Genomic DNA, 19,769 nt, shown 5'->3' on the forward strand with positions numbered 1-19,769 from the left:
ACATTCAGCTAAGCGCTTCAAGCGTGCTTTTGCCACTTTGTTCATCGAAGGTTTCAAAATCATTGTAGCCCTCAACACTTTTGCCATACCAGCTTGCAGGGTCATCAAACGCGGTCAAGGGGTAGTTGTGAGCAAAGCGTTCTGGAAGATCAGGGTTAGTAATCCACGGTCTACCAAAAGCAATCATGTCACCGTCCCCGTCACTAATACGCTTTTCAGCTTCTTCTTTGGTGTAACCACAGTTGCCGATGATTACACCGTCAAACAGCGCTCTAAACTCGGCTAATGTCATTGGCTCGCCACGCTCGTGAAAGCCAAATGCTAGACCATCCATAACGTGCAAGTAACCGATTTTTAGTTTGTTAAGCTGCTGGGCCACATAGGTGAATGTTTCTCGATAATCATCAGCGCCCATGTCGTTAAACACGCCGTTTGGTGAAAGGCGAACGCCAACTTGCTCTGCTGGCCAAATGCTAAGCACCGCGTCCATCACTTCAGATAAAAAGCGATATCTGTTGGCCAAAGAGCCACCGTATTCATCAGTACGTTGATTACTTCTGCTATCAATGAATTGGTTAATTAAATAGCCATTTGCCGCATGTACTTCTATGCCGTCAAAACCAGCCGCTTTAGCATTAGCTGCCGCTTTTTTATAGTCTTCTACGGTACGCTGAATGTCATCTACCGTCATAGCCTTAGGCACTTCATACTCTTTTTTGCCTTTTGGCGTGTGAATTTCATCACCCTCAATTTTTATCGCTGATGCTGATAAGGGCAGTTCACCATTATGAAAGTCGCTATGTGATGCACGCCCTGTATGCCAAAGCTGAAGCACCATTTTACTTCCTGCTTGGTGAACACGGCTTACCACCGAGCGCCATCCTTCTACCATAGCGTCAGTATATATTCCTGGCGACTCTACCCAACCATTGCCTTCTTCTGAAATTGATGTGGCTTCAGAAATAATCAGCCCTGCTCCAGCACGTTGTACATAGTGGTCGCCCATTATTTTATTGGGAACGCGGTCTGGACCTGCTCGTCCTCTGGTAAGTGGTGCAAGTACCATGCGGTTTTTTAGTTTGTTTCCCGCCCATTCAACGGTTTGAAATAGTACAGAGTCTGTCATTTTTAATCCTTGAAATTATGCTTTAACGCGATGTCAGTTGATAGCAAACCCAAAAGGGTTTGCGCACCGCTATGTATCAGTGAGTACAGAGATAGCTACGACTTGGATTGATTCAAGACTGGTTTTTATCGCGATTTGCTATAGAAAAGTTGATATCGTGCTAGCCAAATTAGAGAAGTTGGCTAGCACATTTACAGATTTAAACATTACAAAGCAAGTGTCAGGTATTTCTCAGCAAGCTGCTCGGCGCTAAGGGGTTTAGCATAGTGATACCCTTGGAACATATCGCAGCGCATACTTTTTAGAATTATCGATTGGGTTGCGTCTTCAATGCCCTCAGCAACCGTTTGTATGTTCATTGCCTTAGCTAAACTAATGATGCCTGAACACACAGTAGCAGCCTCTTGTTCATCCACGATATTATCAACGAACGATTTATCAATTTTAAGGAACTTAACCGGAAGGTTTTTCAAATACGACAGGCATGAATGACCTGTACCAAAATCATCAAGAGAAAAAGTTATTCCCGTTTCTTCCAAGTTTTTCATTACTGAAATAGCTGAAACGATATCTTCGAAAATAGAGCTTTCAACAATTTCAATATCTAGTATGTCTGCGGGTAGGTCGTAATGGGTTAATCGCTCCAAAATGAAGCTTTGAAAGCCCATCGACAGCAGTGTTTTACCACTCACATTAATAGAAATATTTGGCACGTTCATTCCACGCGCGCGCCACACAGCTGCTTGATGCAGTGCTTTATCGAACACCCAACGCTCTAGTTTGTTAAGTAGTCTCGCCTCTTCTGCTAATTCAAGAATAAGCAGTGGCGAAATAGCACCTAGAGTGGGGTGATACCACCTTAATAGCACCTCCATGCCTTCTAGAGCCAACCCCTGTGCGGTTAATTTTGGCTGATACAGCAAATGAAGCTTATCTTTGGAAATAGCATTGTTTATTTCACCCAATAACACGAAACGTTTTTGAATTTCCTCGTTTTGTTTTGCGCACAATACACGGCTCACAACTCCATCTTCATTCGAGAATGAATCAAGGTAGGCTCGCGACATTTTGCTAACTTCTTCAAGTGATTGAGTAGTATCAGACAAGTGATATACGCAAAGCGAAAGTGTTGGCGACAGGCTTACAGATGACGTATTGATAGGGTTCTCAAGACATGTTTTTAATCTTTCCGCTGTAAGATTATCATCGCTTTCAAGTGGCGACTGTAAATACACGCTAAATCTATCGTTGCTCAACTTTCCAATGGAATACATGCCAATATCCGCAGCGCAGTTTCTTAATCGCGCTATTATTTCAAGCACCATCTCGTCAGCGGTTACGCTACCAAATGCGGTAGTAACATAATCAATATTTGCGATATGCATTTGCACTATGTACTGTTTAAACGATTCTTTTGCAGACGATATTTTGGTCTCTACTTCTTTAAAAAAAGCCGAAGAGAATAGCGCATTGGTTAACGGGTCGCGGCAGCTCTGTAGCTGCTTTCTCATGCGGTCGTCACTAAGCGTTTGTGGTACGTTTATCTCTTGTGATGCCAGCTTTGTGAAGTCAGCAAGCATTGCTTTATCTTCTTCCGACATTGTTCTTGGCTTTGTATCAATTATGCAAAGTGTGCCAAGAGGTAAGTTGTTTTTACCTCTTAGTACGGCACCTGTGTAAAATCGAATATGTGGTGCTCCAGTTACCAGTCTGTTGTGGCGGAACAGAGGGTTTTCTAGGGTATCTTCAACCACTAGCATGGTCTCTTCGTGAATAGCATGCGCACAAAAAGCATCATCTCGATGGGTTTCGCTAGCATTTAATCCGCATTTTGATAGAAACCACTGTCGGTTTACATCAACTAGAGATATAAGGCAAATTGGCACATCAAAGCATTTTGCGGCAAGTCGCGTTATAGCATCAAAGCGTTCAGATGCTTCAGAGTCGAGCAAATTGGTTTGGCGAAGAACATCTAACCTTAACTCTTCAACTGGATAGGGTTTTGCGGGGATACTGCCTTTAATCATTTCCATCGAATGGACCTTAAGCGCTATCGATAAGCGTGTTCATGTATTACATAACCATCTCACTGCGACAGTGTCATATAAGACAAAAACGTATAAGGAATTCGAATAGTTTAAATATTAATCAAAAGTTAGACTAAAGAATAAGATTTTAGTTAGATTTGAAGAGTGCGCCCAACACCGCAGGCCGTGATGCCCCGGTTACCGCAGGAACATTGCCAGGAATATTGTGTTTAAACGCATTTGCTAACCACGCAAAAGCAGTACCTTCCACGTGTTGAGGGTGAATACCAGCATTACTGCTATCTACTACGTTTAAAGCGGGCATAAGTGAACGAAGTGTTTGCATAAGCGTGTTGTTAAACGCGCCTCCACCGCACACAATAACCTCATTAGGCTCTTGGTTTCTTGGTACGGGCAACTCACGCTTCACATCATTGGCAATGGTAATTGCTGTTAGCTGTAAAAGAGTTGCCTGCACGTCTTCTGGTGCAGTATCGGCAAAGGAAAGTAAGGTTTTCCTTAGCCATTGCAGGTTGAAATACTCTCTTCCAGTACTCTTAGGCGGTAGCTGTTTAAAGTATGGGTCTTTCACGAGGTGGTTTAACAATGCTTCGTTAACGTTACCAGACGCCGCCCAGTTGCCATTTTCGTCGAACGCTTTGTTAAGGTGCTGCTGTGCCCACTTGTCCATTAGTGTATTGCCGGGCCCTGTATCGAAACCAAGCGGCGCGATGCCTGAATTTTCAGGCGCAAGGATAGAAATATTAGCCATGCCGCCAATATTCACTAAAGCTCGATGTTTTTCTTTGTGTGCAAATACCGCGTTATGATAGGCCGGCACTAGCGGTGCGCCTTGCCCGCCTAGCGCAATATCTTTTCGCCTAAAGTCAGCGATAACATCAATATTGGTGAGCACTGCAATGGTATTTGGATCGCCTATCTGACAGGTAAACCCTCTATCATATTGTGCAGAAAAGCCTGTGTTTGGTGCATCACCGTTAGGGTAATGTCTAATGGTTTGGCCGTGAGAGCCTATGGCCTCGATGTCTCGGGCACAAAGTTCGCATTTAGCAAGCAGTTCATTTACGGCTAACGCAAATGCTTCAGCTACTAATCTATCGGCTACTGCCAGTGTGTTTAATTCGTTAGGCCCTTCAGAGCATAGACGGTTTAAGACAGTTAGAAGGTCGTTTGAGTAGGGGAGTGTATGGGCAGCGAGTGTATTGCAGCTTTGGTTAGATATATCGCATAGGACGGCGTCAACACCGTCCATGCTAGTTCCTGACATTAGGCCAATGTATTTCGCCATACAAAGCTATTTCATAGCAAGCATAATACGCTTGTTGTTATTAAGCTGCTGTTGGCGAAGGCTGGCAATTTCCATGAAACGCTCACGCTCTTCTTTTGCAATAGGCAGCGCCTTAGGCAACTCCACAGTACGAGGGTTGCGGTGCACGCCATCTACAAGAAATTCATAGTGCAAGTGTGCGCCAGTTACCATACCTGAGCTTCCTAAATAGCCCACTGTTTGGCCTTGCTTCACAGTCTCACCAAGCTTCACTGCGCGCTTTTTAAAGTGTAGATACTTAGTCGTGTATTTCTCACCATGCTGAATGAATACGTGGTGACCGTTGTACTTGTCATAACCCGCTTTAATTACCTTGCCGTCGCCTGCCGCCATAATTGGTGTGCCAACGGCAGCAACATAGTCGGTACCGCGGTGTGCTTTCCAGCGTTTTTGAACAGGATGAAAGCGTGCTTTAGTGAAATTAGAGCTTACATATCTAAAGTTCACTGGTGCGCGTAAGAAGCTCTTGCGCATACTACGGCCTTCAGGCGTGTAGTAAGTGCCGTCTTCATGCAAAATCGCACTGAATGCTTCACCTTGGTTTGTGAACTCAGCAGCAACAATGTCGCCATAACCCACAAATTCGCCATCAATAAATTGCTCTTCAAATACCACGTTGAAAGTATCACCAGAGCGAATTTCCATGGCAAAATCGATATCCCAACCAAATATGCCCGCTAAGTTCATTATTTGGTTGCTGGTTAGGCCCGCATCGACTGCGGCATTCCAAAAGCTCGACGTAATTTCACCTTGTGCAAAATTATAACGAATGTCTACATCGCGCTTTTCAATTTCAGCCGTTAACACGCTATTTTCGTCGCTGTTGTCAGGACGTACAAACAAGGTTTCTGTAGACGATAATCTGTACTTAAGTTCACCGAAACTACCGTCTTTATTCGCTCTAAACGACAGCTCGTCACCAGGAAGTAAAGTAACTAGCGTTTTTGAAAGCTCGCCAGATTGGGTCACGTTATAAACGTCACGCGAAGTGAAACCTGCTCGCTTGAATAATTTCGCGAGGGTATCGCCGCTACGAACTTTAAAGGTTTGCCAATGAGACTCTTCTTCGCCAGAAAATACGTCGGTAGATGGCGTAATGCTTATCTCTGCAGGATAGCGAACGCCCGCATCAAGAATATGCGCTTCTTGATGACGACTTGCTTCTACCGGCTCAGACGGCAAAAGGATAAGCGCACCCAGAAAAAGGCTGGCTATCGCTAGCCCAGTTCGATGCTGCTTTGGTAATTTTCTATATAAATTTAGCGCCTTCGAGGCGTCTAATGTCTTTCTCATACTACTGCCCACCTGAGAAATTTATGTGCACAACACTATTTCACATACGTTGCTTAAAAATGCAACTTTTCTCTTATTATAGTTAGCGCAAATTGGTATACCCAATGACTTTAATCAGCCAATTTAATGAGCGCTGAGATTCAAGCGAACAGGGGGGAGGGGCTGTAGCAAACCCTCCACCGCAGGGATGCGGTGGCGGAGCGCCCATGGATGGGTTTACAGCGTGTTTGCGTAAGCCCTTCCCCCCCTGTTCTGCGATTTCAGTGCTTATTGGCTTGGCTAAAGCCATTGCGTTTAACAACATGACGCATTGTAATTCGGTTTTTGACGCCTAAACCTTTTAATGGTTCCCTTGTACGCGTAAAATGCCGGCCAAAATTGAAATTAGTCTTATCAAAGAGTGTGACTTACAAATGAACGATTGGCAAACAGCGCTAGCTGAGATTCAACGGGGAGTTGATGAAATTCTTCCCGAAGAGGATTTAAAAGAGAAACTTAAATCCGGTAAAACCCTAACTATTAAAGCGGGTTTCGATCCTACTGCGCCAGATCTTCACCTTGGTCACACCGTGCTAATTAATAAACTGCGTACTTTCCAGCAGCTTGGTCACAAGGTTGTTTTTCTTATTGGTGACTTTACTGGTCTTATTGGCGATCCTACAGGGAAAAACGTTACACGCAAGCCTTTAAGTAAAGAGCAAGTTTTAGAAAACGCTAAGACCTATCAAGAGCAAGTGTTCAAGATCCTTGATAAAGAGAAAACGGAAATTCGCTTTAACTCTGAGTGGATGGACGGGCTTGGTGCAGCGGGTATGATTAAATTGGCGGCAAGCCAAACGGTTGCGCGTATGCTAGAGCGTGACGACTTTAAAAAGCGTTACAATAATGGTCAGCCAATTGCTATTCACGAGTTTTTGTATCCACTAGTTCAAGGCTGGGACTCTGTAGCACTTAAAGCAGACGTTGAGCTGGGTGGCACTGACCAGCGCTTTAACTTGCTAATGGGCCGTGAGCTTCAAAAAGAGCAGGGGCTAACACAACAGTCAATTGTTATGGTTCCGCTTCTTGAAGGCCTAGACGGCGTTCAGAAAATGTCTAAGTCACTAAATAACTACATTGGTATTACTGATGCACCTAACGATATGTTTGGTAAGGTAATGTCGATTTCTGATGACTTAATGTGGCGCTACTATGACCTTCTTAGCTTCCGTCCATTAGAAGAAATTGCTGAGCTGAAAACACGTGTAGAAAATGGTGAAAACCCTCGCGATATTAAGATCCTACTTGCCAAAGAGCTTATTGCTCGTTTCCACGACGAAGCGGCGGCTGAAGGTGCGCATCAAGATTTTATCCAGCGTTTCCAGAAAAATGCTATTCCAGACGATATGCCTGAACTAGAAATTGCCCTTGGCGATGAAGGTATTGCAATTGGCAACTTGCTTAAAGAGGCAAAGCTTGTTGGCTCAACGTCTGATGCAATGCGTATGATTAAGCAGGGCGCCGTAAAAATTAATGGTGACAAAGTAGAAGACACACGTTTGCTTATTACCGAGAAAGGCGAAAACGTTTATCAGGTTGGTAAGCGTAAATTTGCACGCATTACGCTAGCGTAAATATCATCAAACGTTATTTTTAAAAGCCCGCAATGGTTGCGGGCTTTTGCGTTTTTATAGTTCAAGAATGGTTTCAAAGCCGCCATAAATTAAGCGCTTGCCGTCAAAAGGCATGGGATTTTCATCGCTTTGCATTCTTGGATCCTCCATTATTTTCTTCCATGCCTCATCACGTACCAGCTTTACTGGGCCAAAAAGCAATTGAAAACACTACGGTTTCATCGTCTTTTGCCTTTACCGCTTTTATAAACGACGTGGTTTCACCGTCGGGAACATCGTCTCCCCATGCTTCAATTAATTTTAGTGCACCATATTCTTTGAAAATATCGCCAGCTAGCTTGGCGTGGGCAATATAAGCTTCTTTACTAGCGCTTGGTACGGCAACGGCAAATCCATCAATGTAAGACATAGTGATAATCCTTGTGCTTTTCTTTTGGACGTTATCACTAGAGTAGTACGAAATGTGAGCAGGTGGCTAGCGGTGATTGAATATGCGCGAAGGCGTTTTTTTACCCTATGGCAAGAGTGACTGATTACTTACGCTCTGACCTTTTTAGTGCTCTGGACTTTTTCAGTGCTCTGCGACCTTTGCCCACTGGTAAAGGCCGTGCAACGCCATCCTTCGAAATGCTGGAAATGGAAACGAAGGAAGCGGTGAAGAATATAGCGGCAAGGTTGTGTCGAAGTTTTCTTGGCCCATCATACGCTGTGCTAAGCGCATGCCAGAAAATGCCGCAAACGATACACCAGAACCACAATAACCCATTGCGTACCCAAGTTTATTGGTGCTTTTAGTATCTGCAAATATCCGCGGCATATCGTCAAACGACACGCTTACCCAACCACTCCAAAAGTAATCCATACCAATGCCTTTAAGTGCCGGAAAGCTTTTCACCATAGCCTTGTATAAGCGCTGTTTCTCACTGTTGCTGTCACTGCCTCTTGCGCTTACTGCCCCGCGTCCACCAAACAGCAGTCGGCCGTCGGGTAATACGCGGTAATAGTATTTCATCATACGCGTATCCATGAAGCTCATTGGCGAGGTTAGGCCGCAGGCATTTTTTTGGCTTTCTGAAAGGGGGGCAGTAACAAAAATACTCGATTGTACCGGGAACTGTTTATTGTCCACTTTTTCGTGAAAGCGCTTTGGCGTATAAGCATTACTAGCAATAAGTACGTGTTTAGCGGTAATGATGGCGTTCGGTGTGCTAACTTCGAACCCGTTGTGCGTTTTTTCTATTTCCAGTGCAGGCGTGCTGTAGTAAAGCGCCGCACCTAAGTTTTCGGCTACTCTGGCATACTCATCAATAAGCTTTAAAGGGTGTAAACAAGCGCCGTCCACTTTTACGCCACCGTATGCGTGCGCAATCGCAAATCTGTCTTGTATATCCGCTTGGCTTAAACATGCACTTTTAACACCATAGTCAGCGGCCTGCTTTTGTGCAGCATGGTGAAGCGTAGTTGCACTTTTTTTGCTGTGGGCAAGCTTGTAGTAAGCACCGTCGCACCAGTCAACTTGCATGTCATATTTATTTATTCGCTGCTTTAACAGTGCTACCGCGCCGTCAAACTCGGCCTGCATACCTTTTGCAGTCTTTTGATCCCATTTTTCTTCTATAGCACTTAAAGAAAGCCGTCCACTGCCAGAAAGCACAAAGCCGCCATTACGGCCTGCACAGCCAAACCCTATCGTGTTAGCGTCGATTACCGTGGTGTTTTTATCAGCTTCCGCGAATGTGATTGCAGCGGATAAACCGGTGTAACCACCGCCAATAATCAAGTAATCGGTTGATATGTTTTGTTTAAGTGACTCAAACTTACGGCACGTGTGAGTATGGTGCCAGTAACTGTTGGGTTGTGGGTCAAATGGCGAAACGCCTTTGGATTTTAGCGGGTCGTACATAGCTTATTTATACAACATAAAATTGAAATCTTAGCACCGAAAAAAACTGCATGTGGGCTAGTGTTCATTACTCGTTATCCGTTGAAGCGGAGCATCATTTCTGCGCCTTCACATTCACAATACCCCTCACAAACGGGGCAGTCGTACCCTTCGTGTACAGACGCATAGCGCCACTTGTTCGGGTGCTTTTTTATAAGCTCGCCCCCGTTTTTGGTGAAGTATTTGAACGCACTGTTGCCTGGGCTTGCTAACCATATGTGTGCAAGACCAGCAAGGGCACCTTGTTCAGTTGCTTTTTCGATAGACTTTTTCAGTAACGTACTGCCAATACCAAGACCTTGCATGCTCGGCGACACCGTATTGCACTTAAAATAACACACATACTTAGCATCTACAGGCCAAAGGTCGGTAGAGCACCATTTGTCTGCTTGCCATTGGCTGTGAGCAAACGTAAGCCTGAATCCAACAACAATATTGTTGTGTAGCGCTACCCAGCTGGCGTTTACGTGGTTGTGAAAACTTCTATTATAGTAGTCGTTTATAAGTTCATCGGTAAGATAATTGTCGCCGTGTACGGCGTTGCCAAGTTCAATGACTCCAGCGAAATGAGATGGTGCTAGTGGGGCGTAGGAGATATCAGATTGGTGCATTTTTATTTGTTTGTTTACTTGCATTAAAAAGCTTCTTTAATCTTCGTTATCATTATCGTGAGCATGTTTGATGCCATTTAAATGTACATCTAATGCTTCAACAGAAATCAGGATTTCTCTGACTGACGTCCACAGCGAATAAAGTAGCGATACAAGACTAGCCGCAAATACCCAATTACCTACCTGTTGATAGGTAAGGTAGATAGCGAGCATAGACACCACACAAAGAAAAAAGGCGCTTACCCCCGCTATTTGCATCCGTTTTATTAACTGAATTCGCTTACGAAGGTTTTTAATCTGCGCTAGCGTGCTTTCGTCGCGCTCTTCTTTAGAAAAGTTTCTGATGATTGTGGCTAACGTTAAGAAGCGATTGGTATACGCTAACAGCAACAGTGAAATTGCGGGAAATAGCATAGCTGGCGTAACAATATCAATTTTCACTATGGAAACTCTTTATCAATATTAAAAAGTGAAATACAGACCAAGGTGAAAAGTGTATCACTACATACGGTCGACAGCCATGCCAGCAGCACTCCATCCAAGCATATCGCCTTCAAGGTGCATAACTTCTGAAAAATCGAGTTTTTGAAGTACTTTCATTGCTAGTTTTGCCCGGCGTCCAGACTGGCAGTAGATAATAATGGGCTTGTCTTTATGGCCTTCAAGCTCACTAATGTAGTCGTTTATTTTTTCGTGGGGCATATTTACTGCGCCAGGAATATGGCCTTGCGCAAACTCTTGCGGAGAGCGTACATCGATTAGAAGCCAATCGTTATTAGCTACACGTTCTATAAGGTAAGGCGAGGCAGCAACAGATGCTTGTGAGCTGGCTTTGGCAGAATAATGTAAAGTAAAAAACAGAGCGATGCTTGAGACAATTAATATACCCGCAATCGCTGCTTTCATTCGAACCTTACTCTCTATGTATTAAATTAAACTTTAGTATAACGCTTATGCGATTTAGTTTATACCATTGCACAAGTTTTTTAGTTCATTAATTAACCGAAGTGAGAATCGGCTTGTGATATCTGGATTAACAGTAACGAGTGGTGCTTGCAAAAAATCGCGATGAGGAGCCCAGAAGTAAGCCAGTTCCTCAGGTGTGCTTTTGCTTGCTGCAATTAAAGCTGTTGGCTGCTTTGTAAGTACTTCTTTTACAGATACTTGAGGGTAATCTACTGGGCTATCTTCAAATGCCGTTTTTGCGCCGCATACGTTAAGTAATTTATTTGGCCAAGCATTAGGGCCAATAGTCATCAGTGGTGCCGTCCAGGAGTAATAGAAAACTGACTTGCGTGGTGCTGCGTCATACTGTTGCTCTAGCGCACTAATACCGGCCTGAAACTGGTGTGCTAACCTTGTGGCAGCTGTTTCTTTATCCGTAAGCTTGCCAAGTTTAATCAGTTCACTTGCGATATCGCTTAAGTTGGTAATACGGCTGCTAAATACGTTAATGCCAAGCGCTTGAAGTTTATGTATGTCTTGGGGTTTATTGCCGCCATCCCATGCAAGCACAAGTGTAGGTTTTAAAGCCACGATAGCTGCAATATCTGCACCTTGGTAGTCGGCTACGCGGGGCAATGAAGTGGCCTCAGAGGGATAGTCACTATAATCACTAACGGCGACCAAATGTTGCTCTAGGCCTAGGCTGTAAACCCACTCTGTGAGGTGAGGTGCAAGACTAATAATAGTGAGCTCAGAGCTTGCTTTAATGCTCTGATCTTCAGTACTTTCGGCGTCTGCAAAAGCGCTTGTCATTGCCAAAAAAGCAAAAACAGCGATAAACGACTTCTGCGGTCTCATCATAACACTCCCTTCGCGAGCAAAACCAATGAAGCCACCGCACAAACAACAGCCATGGCGAAATGCACCGTTTGGCGAGTATGATGCATCGATGAATATTTAACATCGTTTACACCACCTACTCGGGCATGGCGGTATTTTTTGTCTGCGTACATTGCAGGGCCGCCCAGTTTTATATTTAAAGCGCCGCCCAGTAAAGCAAGAAGCAGTGAGGTTTTGTCTTTTTGACGCGCTTTGCGCATTGCAGCAATACCTTTTACCGGATTAGTTACTACCAGCGTGGCAAAAGCGCCGAAGATAGCGGGAGGAAGCACTAATACCGACACTAGCTTTCTGACAGGCAAAGCAAAGTGATGCATACCTTTTTCGCGGTAATGCCATTGCCATGAAGTAAGTAGTAATAACCGGTAAACAAGCGCTGTAATTGGGCCAAACACCACAAAATAGAAAATAACACCACAGTATAAATAGAGGAATTTTAGATAAAGCGACTCAATGGCTGCCTTTGCAATTCCAATATCGGTAAGTGCGTGGCATTGCCTCGCGGTTATGGTTTTTACCATTTCACGAGCAAGAGATTTCTTGTTGCGCCCTACACATGCCATTACTTTTTTGTACTGTTGACGTTGAAAGCCAAAATCTAATAACGAAACCATGATGACAGCTTCGAAAAAGACGGGGTATTCCGCCATGTACACCAGCACAGCCAAACAAACGACAAGCGGTGAAAGTAAAACAATGGCAGCTAATGCTCCAGATATATAGTGCTGACCCGCGGCATAGTTGTCTGATGGCAGTACTTTCTGACCCATTTGCCTAATGAGGTAGCGCATGAAAGTGAGCGGGTGGGTACTTTGTGGCCATCGCCATAGTGCATCTACAGCGACAGCTAACCAAAGTACTAACAGCGACGGGAAATAAAGGTCGCTTGCAAATAAGGTCATTTATTTGGCAAGTGTTTTAATCATTGCCATCACAAGCTGCGCTGAGTGTTTTGCGGCTGTTTCTAAATACTCTTTAAAGCTTACCGAAGATGTTTTACCGGCAATGTCTGATAGCGAGCGGATAACTAGAAAGGGTGTACAAAGCATGTGGCAGGTCTGGCCTATTGCGGCACCTTCCATTTCTACTGCTTTCATTTCTGGGAAGTTGGTGCGAAGTTCTGCTACCGCTTCGTCACTACCAATAAATGCATCGCCCGTGCAAATAAGGCCGGTAGTTGATTGCAGTGTATCAATTTCACTGGCAGCAGACGCGGCAGCCTGCATTAAAGCTTCATCACAACGGTAGTCTTCTGGCATACCAGCACATTGGCCCAGCTTATAGCCGAAATGTGTAAGATCGGCATCGTGGTGAATTACGTGGCTTGCAATAACCAAATCGCCAATATTAAGGTTCTTGTCAAACCCGCCCGCTGAACCAGTATTTACAACAGCATCTGGTGCGTATTGCTCTATCATAACGGTAGTTGCGATAGCTGCTGCAACCTTACCAATACCACATTTTACAAGTACCACTTCCATATCGTTTAGTGTACCTTCGTAAAAAGTCAGGTGTTTCCACTGCGTTTCTTTTACATCCCAAAGAGAAGCTTTAAGAAGCGCAACTTCTTCATCCATTGCACCTAAAATACCAATTTTTTTCATAGTGTTACCGATATGCGTTGAAAGTGGGTTACGCGCTAGTGAAGCGCACTTACGGTGTAATTGTATAAGGAATATTGGGAAACTGACAGAAAAATGCCTTTGTTACCGCTATTTTGAGAGTAAGAAAAATAGCAAAGCAACAAAGGCTAGGGGAAGAGGTACTACAATTTGTTATGCGGCTGCTGGACGACTTGAGCGAATAGGGCGCGTGGGGCGCTTTGGTGGCTCTGGGTTGTGTGTTGGCAGCTGTGCCATTTTCTGCTGAATACGGCGATAAGGAATAAGCTTGTTTTCAAGGCATTCGCGAATATCTTCAACGCTGTAACCCGACTTCACCTTAATGCGAGCATGCGGTAAACCTGCAGCATCTAATGCGCCTGTTACAAACCAGTCTTTCTGTGATTTGTATCCGTCTTTACCTTGGTTATGTACTAAGTCAATCGCAAGTACAGGGCTCATATCTGTTTTATCAACCAATACAAAATCAAGCTGTCGGCTTGACGCTCTGCTTATCGCTTGGCTTGCTGTTTTCTTGTTTGCGGTTTGACGTACCGATACTAAGTCGTTTAAACGCACACGACACACAATGCGAAACTCTCTACCCATCGCTTGCTCAATAAGGTTAAGGAAAGAGTGCTCAACAGGAGTAAAAAGCTGTGGCTTTCTACGAAACGGAAATGCAACGCCGCCATCAGACAGTTTTATGGCGCCTAGTGCAACGACAATAAGTAACATCATCAAAATAATTGCCAATTCCATTGTTATCCTCACAAAAATCAGTAAATAGCCATGTCAGAAAAATGACGCTTAGTTAAACCATTCAACATGTATTACTGATTTTGCAAAGCAGGTGCCAAAAATGATCAAACAACAAATATTTGTGATGTAATAAGCCCGGTAAAGGCCTAAATAAGAGTTATGTATTTAATTTTTAGAGGTTTTATTTTTGGGGGATCACAAGGATATCTACCTGCGATCCTGCGTTATCAGGTGAAATGACAATGCGCGTGTGATTGTTTTCTGACGTTAAAAGGGTACGTTGGTTTACTGGCGCATGCACTTTCAGCGATGGCATACCTTGCTGGTAGAAAGCGACAACTTGGTGGTTTTTCTGCTTAGTGTGGTACACCATAGCCGCAGGTATCTGGGTCTCAAACTGCTGACATTGTGTAGCGTCGTCTGTAATTGAAACATCGTGAAATGATGAAGGGCACGACACAGTGTCAGGCTGCGATAATGATTGTGTAGAGTCAGGTCTGTCGCTATCTGTATGGCTGTTAAGTGCGAGTATGTCTGCCTTTACTGGTGCTGAAACCACTGATGCAACCAATGCCAAAGTAAACAAAGGCTTTAATAGTAATAATGTAGTTCTGTGTTTCAGCATAGGGGTACTCGTCATTAACCTGTTGCCAGCAAAGATTTGCTGATAGCCGCACTTGTTCAGTGAAAATAGTAGAGCGGAACCACAAACACTTCAACTACTACAATGGCTAAATAGCGGGTTATTTAGCCATTTTTAGGTATACACTTGGAAGCGATGGTATAAGCTGGCTATTTGCCCTGTCCCACGCCTTCAACTTTTTTCTTCAAACGGTCAACGTTATTCACAAAATAGTCGTAATATGGATGTGCTTTGTCGGCAACTTCTAATGCTTTTTCAGCGAAACTCAGCGCTTGGGCTAGGTTATTTTGACCTTCATATCCATACACCACACCCGTGATCGCGTCGGGGTTTTTGGGATGGTGAGACATATTGTGTTTAAAAAGTGTCATGGCCAATTCGGGTTGTTGTTGCCAGTTAAAGTAATAACCCAATTGACGAACTACGTTCTCGGGCGGTGTGTCGTCTACTCCCCATTGTATACCTAGCTGCTTGTAATAGTTATCAATGGTTTGCATGTCAGGCGTAACGTTTTCAGGCGCAAAGGCTTTACTCATAAAAAACGACTGATAGGCGTGGAAGATGCCTGCGGTTGAAGTTAAACCATGCGACACACCGTCATGTTGGTCGATAACCGTTTTAATTTTAGGGGGTTCTGAGCGCGTAAAGCTTGCAAGAAGATTATCGTAATAAGGACGCATAGGAAGCCCTTCATTACCCATATTCATGTACAGATAGGTATTTGTGGTGGGCTTAGAAGAAAGCCATTGCTTGGTTCGTTCAACCATGGCGCCTGTATTCCACCAAACCGCTGGGCTGTAAGCAATATGTGCATCAAACAGTGCTGGGCGTTCTTGCATAGCATATAAACTAAACACGCCTGCGGCAGAGGCGCCGGCAATAATTCGCGTCGAATGGGTGCGATAACGCTTTTCAACATCAGGAATCAATTCATTTTCTATAAATGATAGAAACTTATCAGCGCCGCCACCAAGGCCAACCGGACCATTGGGATCCTCATTTACGGTAGGATACATATCGCGTAGTCGGTCGGTATTTTCAATAGCAACAATAATGACCTGTGGTGCAGCATTGTTTTCCTGTAGCCTGCCTAGTACCGCTTCCATTAAGGGGATATTTTGGGCGCCGTCTAAACGATAAATAACGGGGTAATGCTGCTCAGAGTTAGCATAGTCTTTTGGTAAAGAAACCGAATACTGTCGCTGTTCGTCGAGTACTTCTGATTGAAGTTGTATTGTGTCGTAGTCCTTTGCTTGCGCGGTGAACGCTATAGAAAAATAGCTGGTGAGCGCTAACAACCATTTGAAATACTTCATATTTATCCCTGTTGTTTTTCTCCCACTCTAGCAACTTTTAAAAGTTATGTATGCCCCTTATTTAGGTATTAATTTTGTATAACGCTGTGCGCTTAGTTTTTATGGGTAGTTGACCCAACACTCCCCTAGACATGTTTTCTGCGAAAAGCGGCTTTAAAGCGTGAAGCTAGTGAAAACGATCCCGCTTACCTTATTGAATAAGATGACAGTAGCAAAGTTTTAAAATCTCACAGCGAGCTTAAAAAATCATCTTAGTATAAAGTTCAATATTTTATCTTGAAGATAACTAACTTCGAAATAATGAGGTACTGCCGCTACTTGCGAGAGCAGTACCTAGAACAATTAAATAATTCGCTCTTTTAACAAAGCGCAACTTTCCTTATGTTTAGAGTAGGCTTGGCATTTATCTAAGGTGGCAATTGCATCATCATTTTTCCCTATATTAGATAGAGCAATGCTTTTCTGAATAATGAATTTACTTTCATTACCAAATGTTTTTTCGGCGAGAGTAATGGCGGTAAGTGCATCTTCAAATTGCTGTTGTTGCATCAGATATTCGATCCTACGCTCAAATAATGCAGGTGATGCGTCTTGCCAGCGTTCAATGTAAGAAAGATTCTTCATGGCTCGTGTTTTATCTCCCTGTGCTAATCGCACATCAAATAAAACTTCTCTCATGTAAGGATGTGATTTAGTTGAACGCGAAAGGGAAGCCAAGGCCAGTCTCTCGGCCTGCGCTATATCACCTGCACTTAGTGCATTGGAAGCTTGAAAAGCAAGTTTATAACTTTCTAACGTTTCACGAATTTCTGTCTGCGATTTTACATCGCTCCAAGACTTTTTATCAACACGACGACGAATCTCTGGCTTGTATACTCGCAAAGCATAACCCTTCATATTTTCATTGCGGACTTCAGGGGCCATATGGCGTTTTTGAAAATAATCAGTTACAGCTCCCAACGAAGTCATTAAACCCTCTGCTAGAAATGAATCGATCTCCTCTCCTAGTCCATTAAAGTCGCCGGCAGTAAGTGCGCTGCTAAGCGCATTTTGCTTCTTTTCCCAAAACGCACTTAACATACCTTCTTGCTTACCCTGATAATTCTCGAGTCTCTCCAAAACATGTGAGTTTGCGCGCGGCGAGTATCCAGCGGCAATAGCTAAATCAAACCCTAGTAAATCGGCTTCGTCTTCTTGTGTACGCTTCCAAGCGGTGTTCCAGACGCTGTCTGAAATAGTTTGAATAACTGCATTGTATACCATGGCTTTTGATATATTGTCGCTACCTTGCTCGCTAGGGTTGTACTTCAAGGTACGTTTACCACCTTGTTTTACAAAGTCTGTGTCTTTAGCAACGTTGGCCATTACTATTGCACTAGCAAGCATATTGACGTTGTCTTTATTTTCTTGCACGACTTTATCTCTATCGTGATGACGAAGTAATATATGACTGGCTTCATGCGCTATAAGAAGAGCAATCTCATCTTCACTCTCAATATTATTGAGTGTCCCAATAGGAATACTGATCATGCCGAAAGAATCAGCATAAGGCGCAAATGATTGTGAGTGCACAACCTGAATTTGTATGTTTACCGGGTTTCCGTCCCACTGGCTGAGAATTTTATCAAGCACGCCGTTTAAGTAGTTGTTTAGTGCTGGCGAGTTTACAACATGATTTTGACGAATATGTCCCTCGGGAATGTCTTTACCGGAATAACTGATTACACCACCACTGCCACTAAGTTCATCTTCTCGTACTTTATATTCAGCAATGCTGGATTGGGTAATGTATTTACCCTCAAAGTTGTTGTGAATGCTGTCACCTGTTAAATTACTTACCGCATCAGTCATCCCCTCAAGTGTACTTTGACATGCGGTTAAACTAGTAAGTGCTGTCGCTAGTAGTGTCGCTTTTAAGGTATCTGTATTAATTAGCATCTTCACAAGTACCTCCAAAGCCCATTGTGCCAGTTTCTCTTCGGTCTTGTGCTCCCGTTGTGCCAATCTTGTAGCAAGGGAGGTCTACAACCTTTCCTTGATTAAGTTTTACATAGTAGGTGTCCAACCATACAACGTCACCATTAGTATCTTTAATTGCAATTAGATCAAGTTCTTCATTTTTCTCAATAACCACAATTGCAGTATCTGGAAGAGAAGAGACTGGTACATTGGCAATGACCTTTCCTTCAGAGTCTAAGGTTTCAATAGTTTCAACACTGAAGTCAATAATGGCCAACGGCTCAGCATGAATGTGGCCAAACACACCACACGTTAACAACATCACGAGTAACTTCTTAATCATAGTTTTTCTCCTTGGTAGAACCCTTTTAGATAAAAAAGTAGTTTTTTTAATGGGGCAAAAAGCCTTATTTTTATTGCGACAATTGAGAGTATGAGAGTGAGTTGCGCGACCCAATTAATAGGTTGGAAGTTAAAAACATAGGAAAACAATACGACAGTTGTGAATAGCAGCGCTAACAGCGCAAGAGCGGAATAAAAAATAAAGCGCTTTCGTGGTGCGTGGGCATGGGGAGCTTTTGGATTAGTAGAAACTTTTTCACGCCACATGAAAACCAGTAAAAACAGGACGCAGTCAGTAATATCGGCGAGGTCAATATTGCGCCATATTGTAGGAGCGGGTCTAAAATATTCGTCGTGATATGTGAGAAGATTATCTAATGCCATAGCGTGCAGATAAACACCTGCTATTTGGCCGTGAACAGGCGAATAAACTTCATCTCTTGCTCCTTGAATAAGTGCTCCTAGCATTACGTACTTGTCTTTGAATATTGTTGAAAGAAGTGCTCTTTCGTCTTTGGATGTAGCGCTAAGATAAGAGGGCGGAACGGTAATTGAGTATGCACAAGGCTGTCGCCACTCAGGCACCAGTTTCCAAAAAACTTCCGATAACAATACTTTCGAAGCCATGATTATGGGATTTTCGTTCCCCAAACATTCATTATTATTTGTTAGCACGTTTTGTTGCTTCGACAATTGCATACCCCACTGAACAGCAATTGGCGGCATACTGTTAGGCTGGTTGCAGTTACCATTTTGCTCACAGAACTGGCGATGCATAGCAAACGCCGGCGTATCAATATTTCCAATTCGGGAAGGATAATAGTGTTCGTGCCCCTGCCACTGAACCACGACTGGGCGAGTCTTTGCGAAAAAGCTCTGTTTTGTAAAAGCTGATTCTTTTATTTGAGGGACATAAATTGGTATACGCTTCCCATAGCGCTCAAATACGTTTATTAACGGCCGAGGTGTGTCATCTTTAGTTGACCTGTCGTGAGTGTAGAGCAAATCAATAAAGAGAGCTTTGGGCTCGTACCTCAAGATTTGACGCATGAGGACTGATTGTTGGCTATATGACAATGGCCAACTTAATTGATTGCTACTTAAATAATGGTCGTCAATTAATACAACAACGATTTCACTCTGAGCCTTAGAGCTGTAGTATTGGGAATTCACACGATTGAGAATATCCGCTGAAGCATCGTCTGTCGCAGTTGTGATTTTGAAAGGGTCAAGTAGTAATAAAGTTACTAGTGATAAAGAGCGGACCCAGAGTCCTATCCGACCCCAATGTTTACTTTCTACAAAGGCAATGAAATAAAAGATGAGTGCTTTGATGATTAC

Annotated in this window: 19 protein-coding genes and 1 pseudogene; 2 read left to right on the forward strand and 18 right to left on the reverse strand. The window is 43.6% G+C overall.

Annotated elements, in window-relative coordinates; all coding sequences use genetic code 11:
* Nucleotides 1-4: 4 nt before the first annotated feature.
* The 4 genes from ACGHAV_RS04945 to ACGHAV_RS04960 form a co-directional block, all read right to left on the reverse strand.
* Nucleotides 5-1,126 (reverse strand): alkene reductase, encoded by a 1,122-nt coding sequence (locus ACGHAV_RS04945; RefSeq protein ID WP_390377254.1) that lies wholly within the window; start codon nt 1,124-1,126, stop codon nt 5-7.
* Between the two features lie 206 nt (nt 1,127-1,332).
* Nucleotides 1,333-3,159 (reverse strand): EAL domain-containing protein, encoded by a 1,827-nt coding sequence (locus ACGHAV_RS04950; protein ID WP_390377257.1) that lies wholly within the window; start codon nt 3,157-3,159, stop codon nt 1,333-1,335.
* Nucleotides 3,160-3,301: 142 nt separating this feature from the next.
* Complete coding sequence (locus tag ACGHAV_RS04955) at nt 3,302-4,462, reverse strand: anhydro-N-acetylmuramic acid kinase (protein WP_390377260.1); 1,161 nt, start codon at nt 4,460-4,462, stop codon at nt 3,302-3,304.
* Nucleotides 4,463-4,468: 6 nt separating this feature from the next.
* Entirely contained in the window at nt 4,469-5,794 is a 1,326-nt protein-coding gene (locus tag ACGHAV_RS04960; RefSeq protein WP_390377263.1) for an OapA family protein, read from the reverse strand.
* 206 nt (nt 5,795-6,000) lie between these two features.
* Between ACGHAV_RS04960 and ACGHAV_RS04965 the strand changes: the two genes are divergently transcribed.
* Together ACGHAV_RS04965 and tyrS are read left to right on the forward strand one after the other, a co-directional pair.
* Complete coding sequence (locus tag ACGHAV_RS04965) at nt 6,001-6,129, forward strand: hypothetical protein (protein ID WP_390377266.1); 129 nt, start codon at nt 6,001-6,003, stop codon at nt 6,127-6,129.
* A 78-nt stretch (nt 6,130-6,207) separates the two neighbouring features.
* Nucleotides 6,208-7,407, forward strand: coding sequence for a tyrosine--tRNA ligase (gene tyrS, locus ACGHAV_RS04970; protein WP_390377269.1), 1,200 nt, complete (start codon nt 6,208-6,210; stop codon nt 7,405-7,407).
* 54 nt (nt 7,408-7,461) lie between these two features.
* On the opposite strand, the pseudogene ACGHAV_RS04975 reads toward tyrS, so the two are convergent.
* The 14 genes and pseudogenes from ACGHAV_RS04975 to ACGHAV_RS05040 all read right to left on the reverse strand — a co-directional run bounded on the left by ACGHAV_RS04975 (nt 7,462) and on the right by ACGHAV_RS05040 (nt 19,766).
* Nucleotides 7,462-7,816 (reverse strand): annotated as a pseudogene (locus ACGHAV_RS04975) (DUF1428 domain-containing protein).
* Between the two features lie 162 nt (nt 7,817-7,978).
* A complete protein-coding gene (locus ACGHAV_RS04980) occupies nt 7,979-9,310 on the reverse strand; it encodes an NAD(P)/FAD-dependent oxidoreductase (protein ID WP_390377272.1) in 1,332 nt (443 codons plus the stop codon).
* 74 nt (nt 9,311-9,384) lie between these two features.
* The gene (locus tag ACGHAV_RS04985; protein ID WP_390377275.1) at nt 9,385-9,984 is read right to left on the reverse strand and encodes a GNAT family N-acetyltransferase; all 600 of its coding nucleotides are present in this window, start codon (nt 9,982-9,984) and stop codon (nt 9,385-9,387) included.
* A 12-nt stretch (nt 9,985-9,996) separates the two neighbouring features.
* Nucleotides 9,997-10,401 carry a DUF2721 domain-containing protein gene (locus ACGHAV_RS04990; protein ID WP_334013721.1) on the reverse strand — a complete coding sequence of 135 codons (405 nt, stop codon included), beginning with the start codon at nt 10,399-10,401 and terminating at the stop codon, nt 9,997-9,999.
* Nucleotides 10,402-10,461: 60 nt separating this feature from the next.
* Complete coding sequence (locus tag ACGHAV_RS04995) at nt 10,462-10,866, reverse strand: rhodanese-like domain-containing protein (RefSeq protein ID WP_390377278.1); 405 nt, start codon at nt 10,864-10,866, stop codon at nt 10,462-10,464.
* Between the two features lie 54 nt (nt 10,867-10,920).
* Nucleotides 10,921-11,766, reverse strand: a complete 846-nt coding sequence (locus ACGHAV_RS05000) for a cobalamin-binding protein (RefSeq protein WP_390377281.1) — start codon at nt 11,764-11,766, stop codon at nt 10,921-10,923.
* A complete protein-coding gene (locus ACGHAV_RS05005) occupies nt 11,763-12,707 on the reverse strand; it encodes a cobalamin biosynthesis protein (protein ID WP_390377284.1) in 945 nt (314 codons plus the stop codon). Before ACGHAV_RS05005 ends, ACGHAV_RS05000 begins: the two co-directional genes overlap by 4 nt.
* Nucleotides 12,708-13,409 carry a 5'-methylthioadenosine/adenosylhomocysteine nucleosidase gene (locus ACGHAV_RS05010; protein ID WP_390377287.1) on the reverse strand — a complete coding sequence of 234 codons (702 nt, stop codon included), beginning with the start codon at nt 13,407-13,409 and terminating at the stop codon, nt 12,708-12,710.
* Between the two features lie 171 nt (nt 13,410-13,580).
* The gene (locus ACGHAV_RS05015) at nt 13,581-14,168 is read right to left on the reverse strand and encodes a DUF2726 domain-containing protein (RefSeq protein WP_390377289.1); all 588 of its coding nucleotides are present in this window, start codon (nt 14,166-14,168) and stop codon (nt 13,581-13,583) included.
* Nucleotides 14,169-14,349: 181 nt separating this feature from the next.
* Entirely contained in the window at nt 14,350-14,793 is a 444-nt protein-coding gene (locus ACGHAV_RS05020) for a hypothetical protein (RefSeq protein WP_390377292.1), read from the reverse strand.
* Nucleotides 14,794-14,960: 167 nt separating this feature from the next.
* Nucleotides 14,961-16,127 (reverse strand): alpha/beta hydrolase-fold protein, encoded by a 1,167-nt coding sequence (locus tag ACGHAV_RS05025; protein WP_390377295.1) that lies wholly within the window; start codon nt 16,125-16,127, stop codon nt 14,961-14,963.
* A 342-nt stretch (nt 16,128-16,469) separates the two neighbouring features.
* On the reverse strand, nt 16,470-18,065 hold the full coding sequence (locus ACGHAV_RS05030) for a M48 family metalloprotease (protein ID WP_390377806.1): 1,596 nt from the start codon (nt 18,063-18,065) through the stop codon (nt 16,470-16,472).
* Nucleotides 18,055-18,429 (reverse strand): hypothetical protein, encoded by a 375-nt coding sequence (locus tag ACGHAV_RS05035; RefSeq protein WP_334013712.1) that lies wholly within the window; start codon nt 18,427-18,429, stop codon nt 18,055-18,057. The genes ACGHAV_RS05030 and ACGHAV_RS05035 overlap by 11 nt, the downstream gene beginning before the upstream one ends.
* The gene (locus ACGHAV_RS05040; RefSeq protein WP_390377809.1) at nt 18,426-19,766 is read right to left on the reverse strand and encodes a CHASE2 domain-containing protein; all 1,341 of its coding nucleotides are present in this window, start codon (nt 19,764-19,766) and stop codon (nt 18,426-18,428) included. The genes ACGHAV_RS05035 and ACGHAV_RS05040 overlap by 4 nt, the downstream gene beginning before the upstream one ends.
* Nucleotides 19,767-19,769 lie beyond the last annotated feature (3 nt).

The sequence above is a fragment of the Alteromonas sp. MTD1 genome, assembly GCF_042848195.1.
Lineage (GTDB): Bacteria > Pseudomonadota > Gammaproteobacteria > Enterobacterales > Alteromonadaceae > Alteromonas.

What these genes read in the sequence shown, in the direction of transcription:
- ACGHAV_RS05035 (WP_334013712.1), bottom strand. Translation starts at nt 18,429, where the DNA reads ATGATTAAGAAGTTACTCGTGATGTTGTTAACGTGTGGTGTGTTTGGC.
- ACGHAV_RS04995 (WP_390377278.1), bottom strand. Translation starts at nt 10,866, where the DNA reads ATGAAAGCAGCGATTGCGGGTATATTAATTGTCTCAAGCATCGCTCTG.
- ACGHAV_RS05015 (WP_390377289.1), bottom strand. Translation starts at nt 14,168, where the DNA reads ATGGAATTGGCAATTATTTTGATGATGTTACTTATTGTCGTTGCACTA.
- ACGHAV_RS04980 (WP_390377272.1), bottom strand. Translation starts at nt 9,310, where the DNA reads ATGTACGACCCGCTAAAATCCAAAGGCGTTTCGCCATTTGACCCACAA.
- ACGHAV_RS04985 (WP_390377275.1), bottom strand. Translation starts at nt 9,984, where the DNA reads ATGCAAGTAAACAAACAAATAAAAATGCACCAATCTGATATCTCCTAC.
- ACGHAV_RS05005 (WP_390377284.1), bottom strand. Translation starts at nt 12,707, where the DNA reads ATGACCTTATTTGCAAGCGACCTTTATTTCCCGTCGCTGTTAGTACTT.
- ACGHAV_RS04965 (WP_390377266.1), top strand. Translation starts at nt 6,001, where the DNA reads ATGGATGGGTTTACAGCGTGTTTGCGTAAGCCCTTCCCCCCCTGTTCT.
- ACGHAV_RS04945 (WP_390377254.1), bottom strand. Translation starts at nt 1,126, where the DNA reads ATGACAGACTCTGTACTATTTCAAACCGTTGAATGGGCGGGAAACAAA.
- tyrS (WP_390377269.1), top strand. Translation starts at nt 6,208, where the DNA reads ATGAACGATTGGCAAACAGCGCTAGCTGAGATTCAACGGGGAGTTGAT.
- ACGHAV_RS04955 (WP_390377260.1), bottom strand. Translation starts at nt 4,462, where the DNA reads ATGGCGAAATACATTGGCCTAATGTCAGGAACTAGCATGGACGGTGTT.
- ACGHAV_RS04960 (WP_390377263.1), bottom strand. Translation starts at nt 5,794, where the DNA reads ATGAGAAAGACATTAGACGCCTCGAAGGCGCTAAATTTATATAGAAAA.
- ACGHAV_RS05010 (WP_390377287.1), bottom strand. Translation starts at nt 13,409, where the DNA reads ATGAAAAAAATTGGTATTTTAGGTGCAATGGATGAAGAAGTTGCGCTT.
- ACGHAV_RS05030 (WP_390377806.1), bottom strand. Translation starts at nt 18,065, where the DNA reads ATGCTAATTAATACAGATACCTTAAAAGCGACACTACTAGCGACAGCA.
- ACGHAV_RS04950 (WP_390377257.1), bottom strand. Translation starts at nt 3,159, where the DNA reads ATGGAAATGATTAAAGGCAGTATCCCCGCAAAACCCTATCCAGTTGAA.
- ACGHAV_RS05000 (WP_390377281.1), bottom strand. Translation starts at nt 11,766, where the DNA reads ATGATGAGACCGCAGAAGTCGTTTATCGCTGTTTTTGCTTTTTTGGCA.
- ACGHAV_RS05020 (WP_390377292.1), bottom strand. Translation starts at nt 14,793, where the DNA reads ATGCTGAAACACAGAACTACATTATTACTATTAAAGCCTTTGTTTACT.
- ACGHAV_RS05025 (WP_390377295.1), bottom strand. Translation starts at nt 16,127, where the DNA reads ATGAAGTATTTCAAATGGTTGTTAGCGCTCACCAGCTATTTTTCTATA.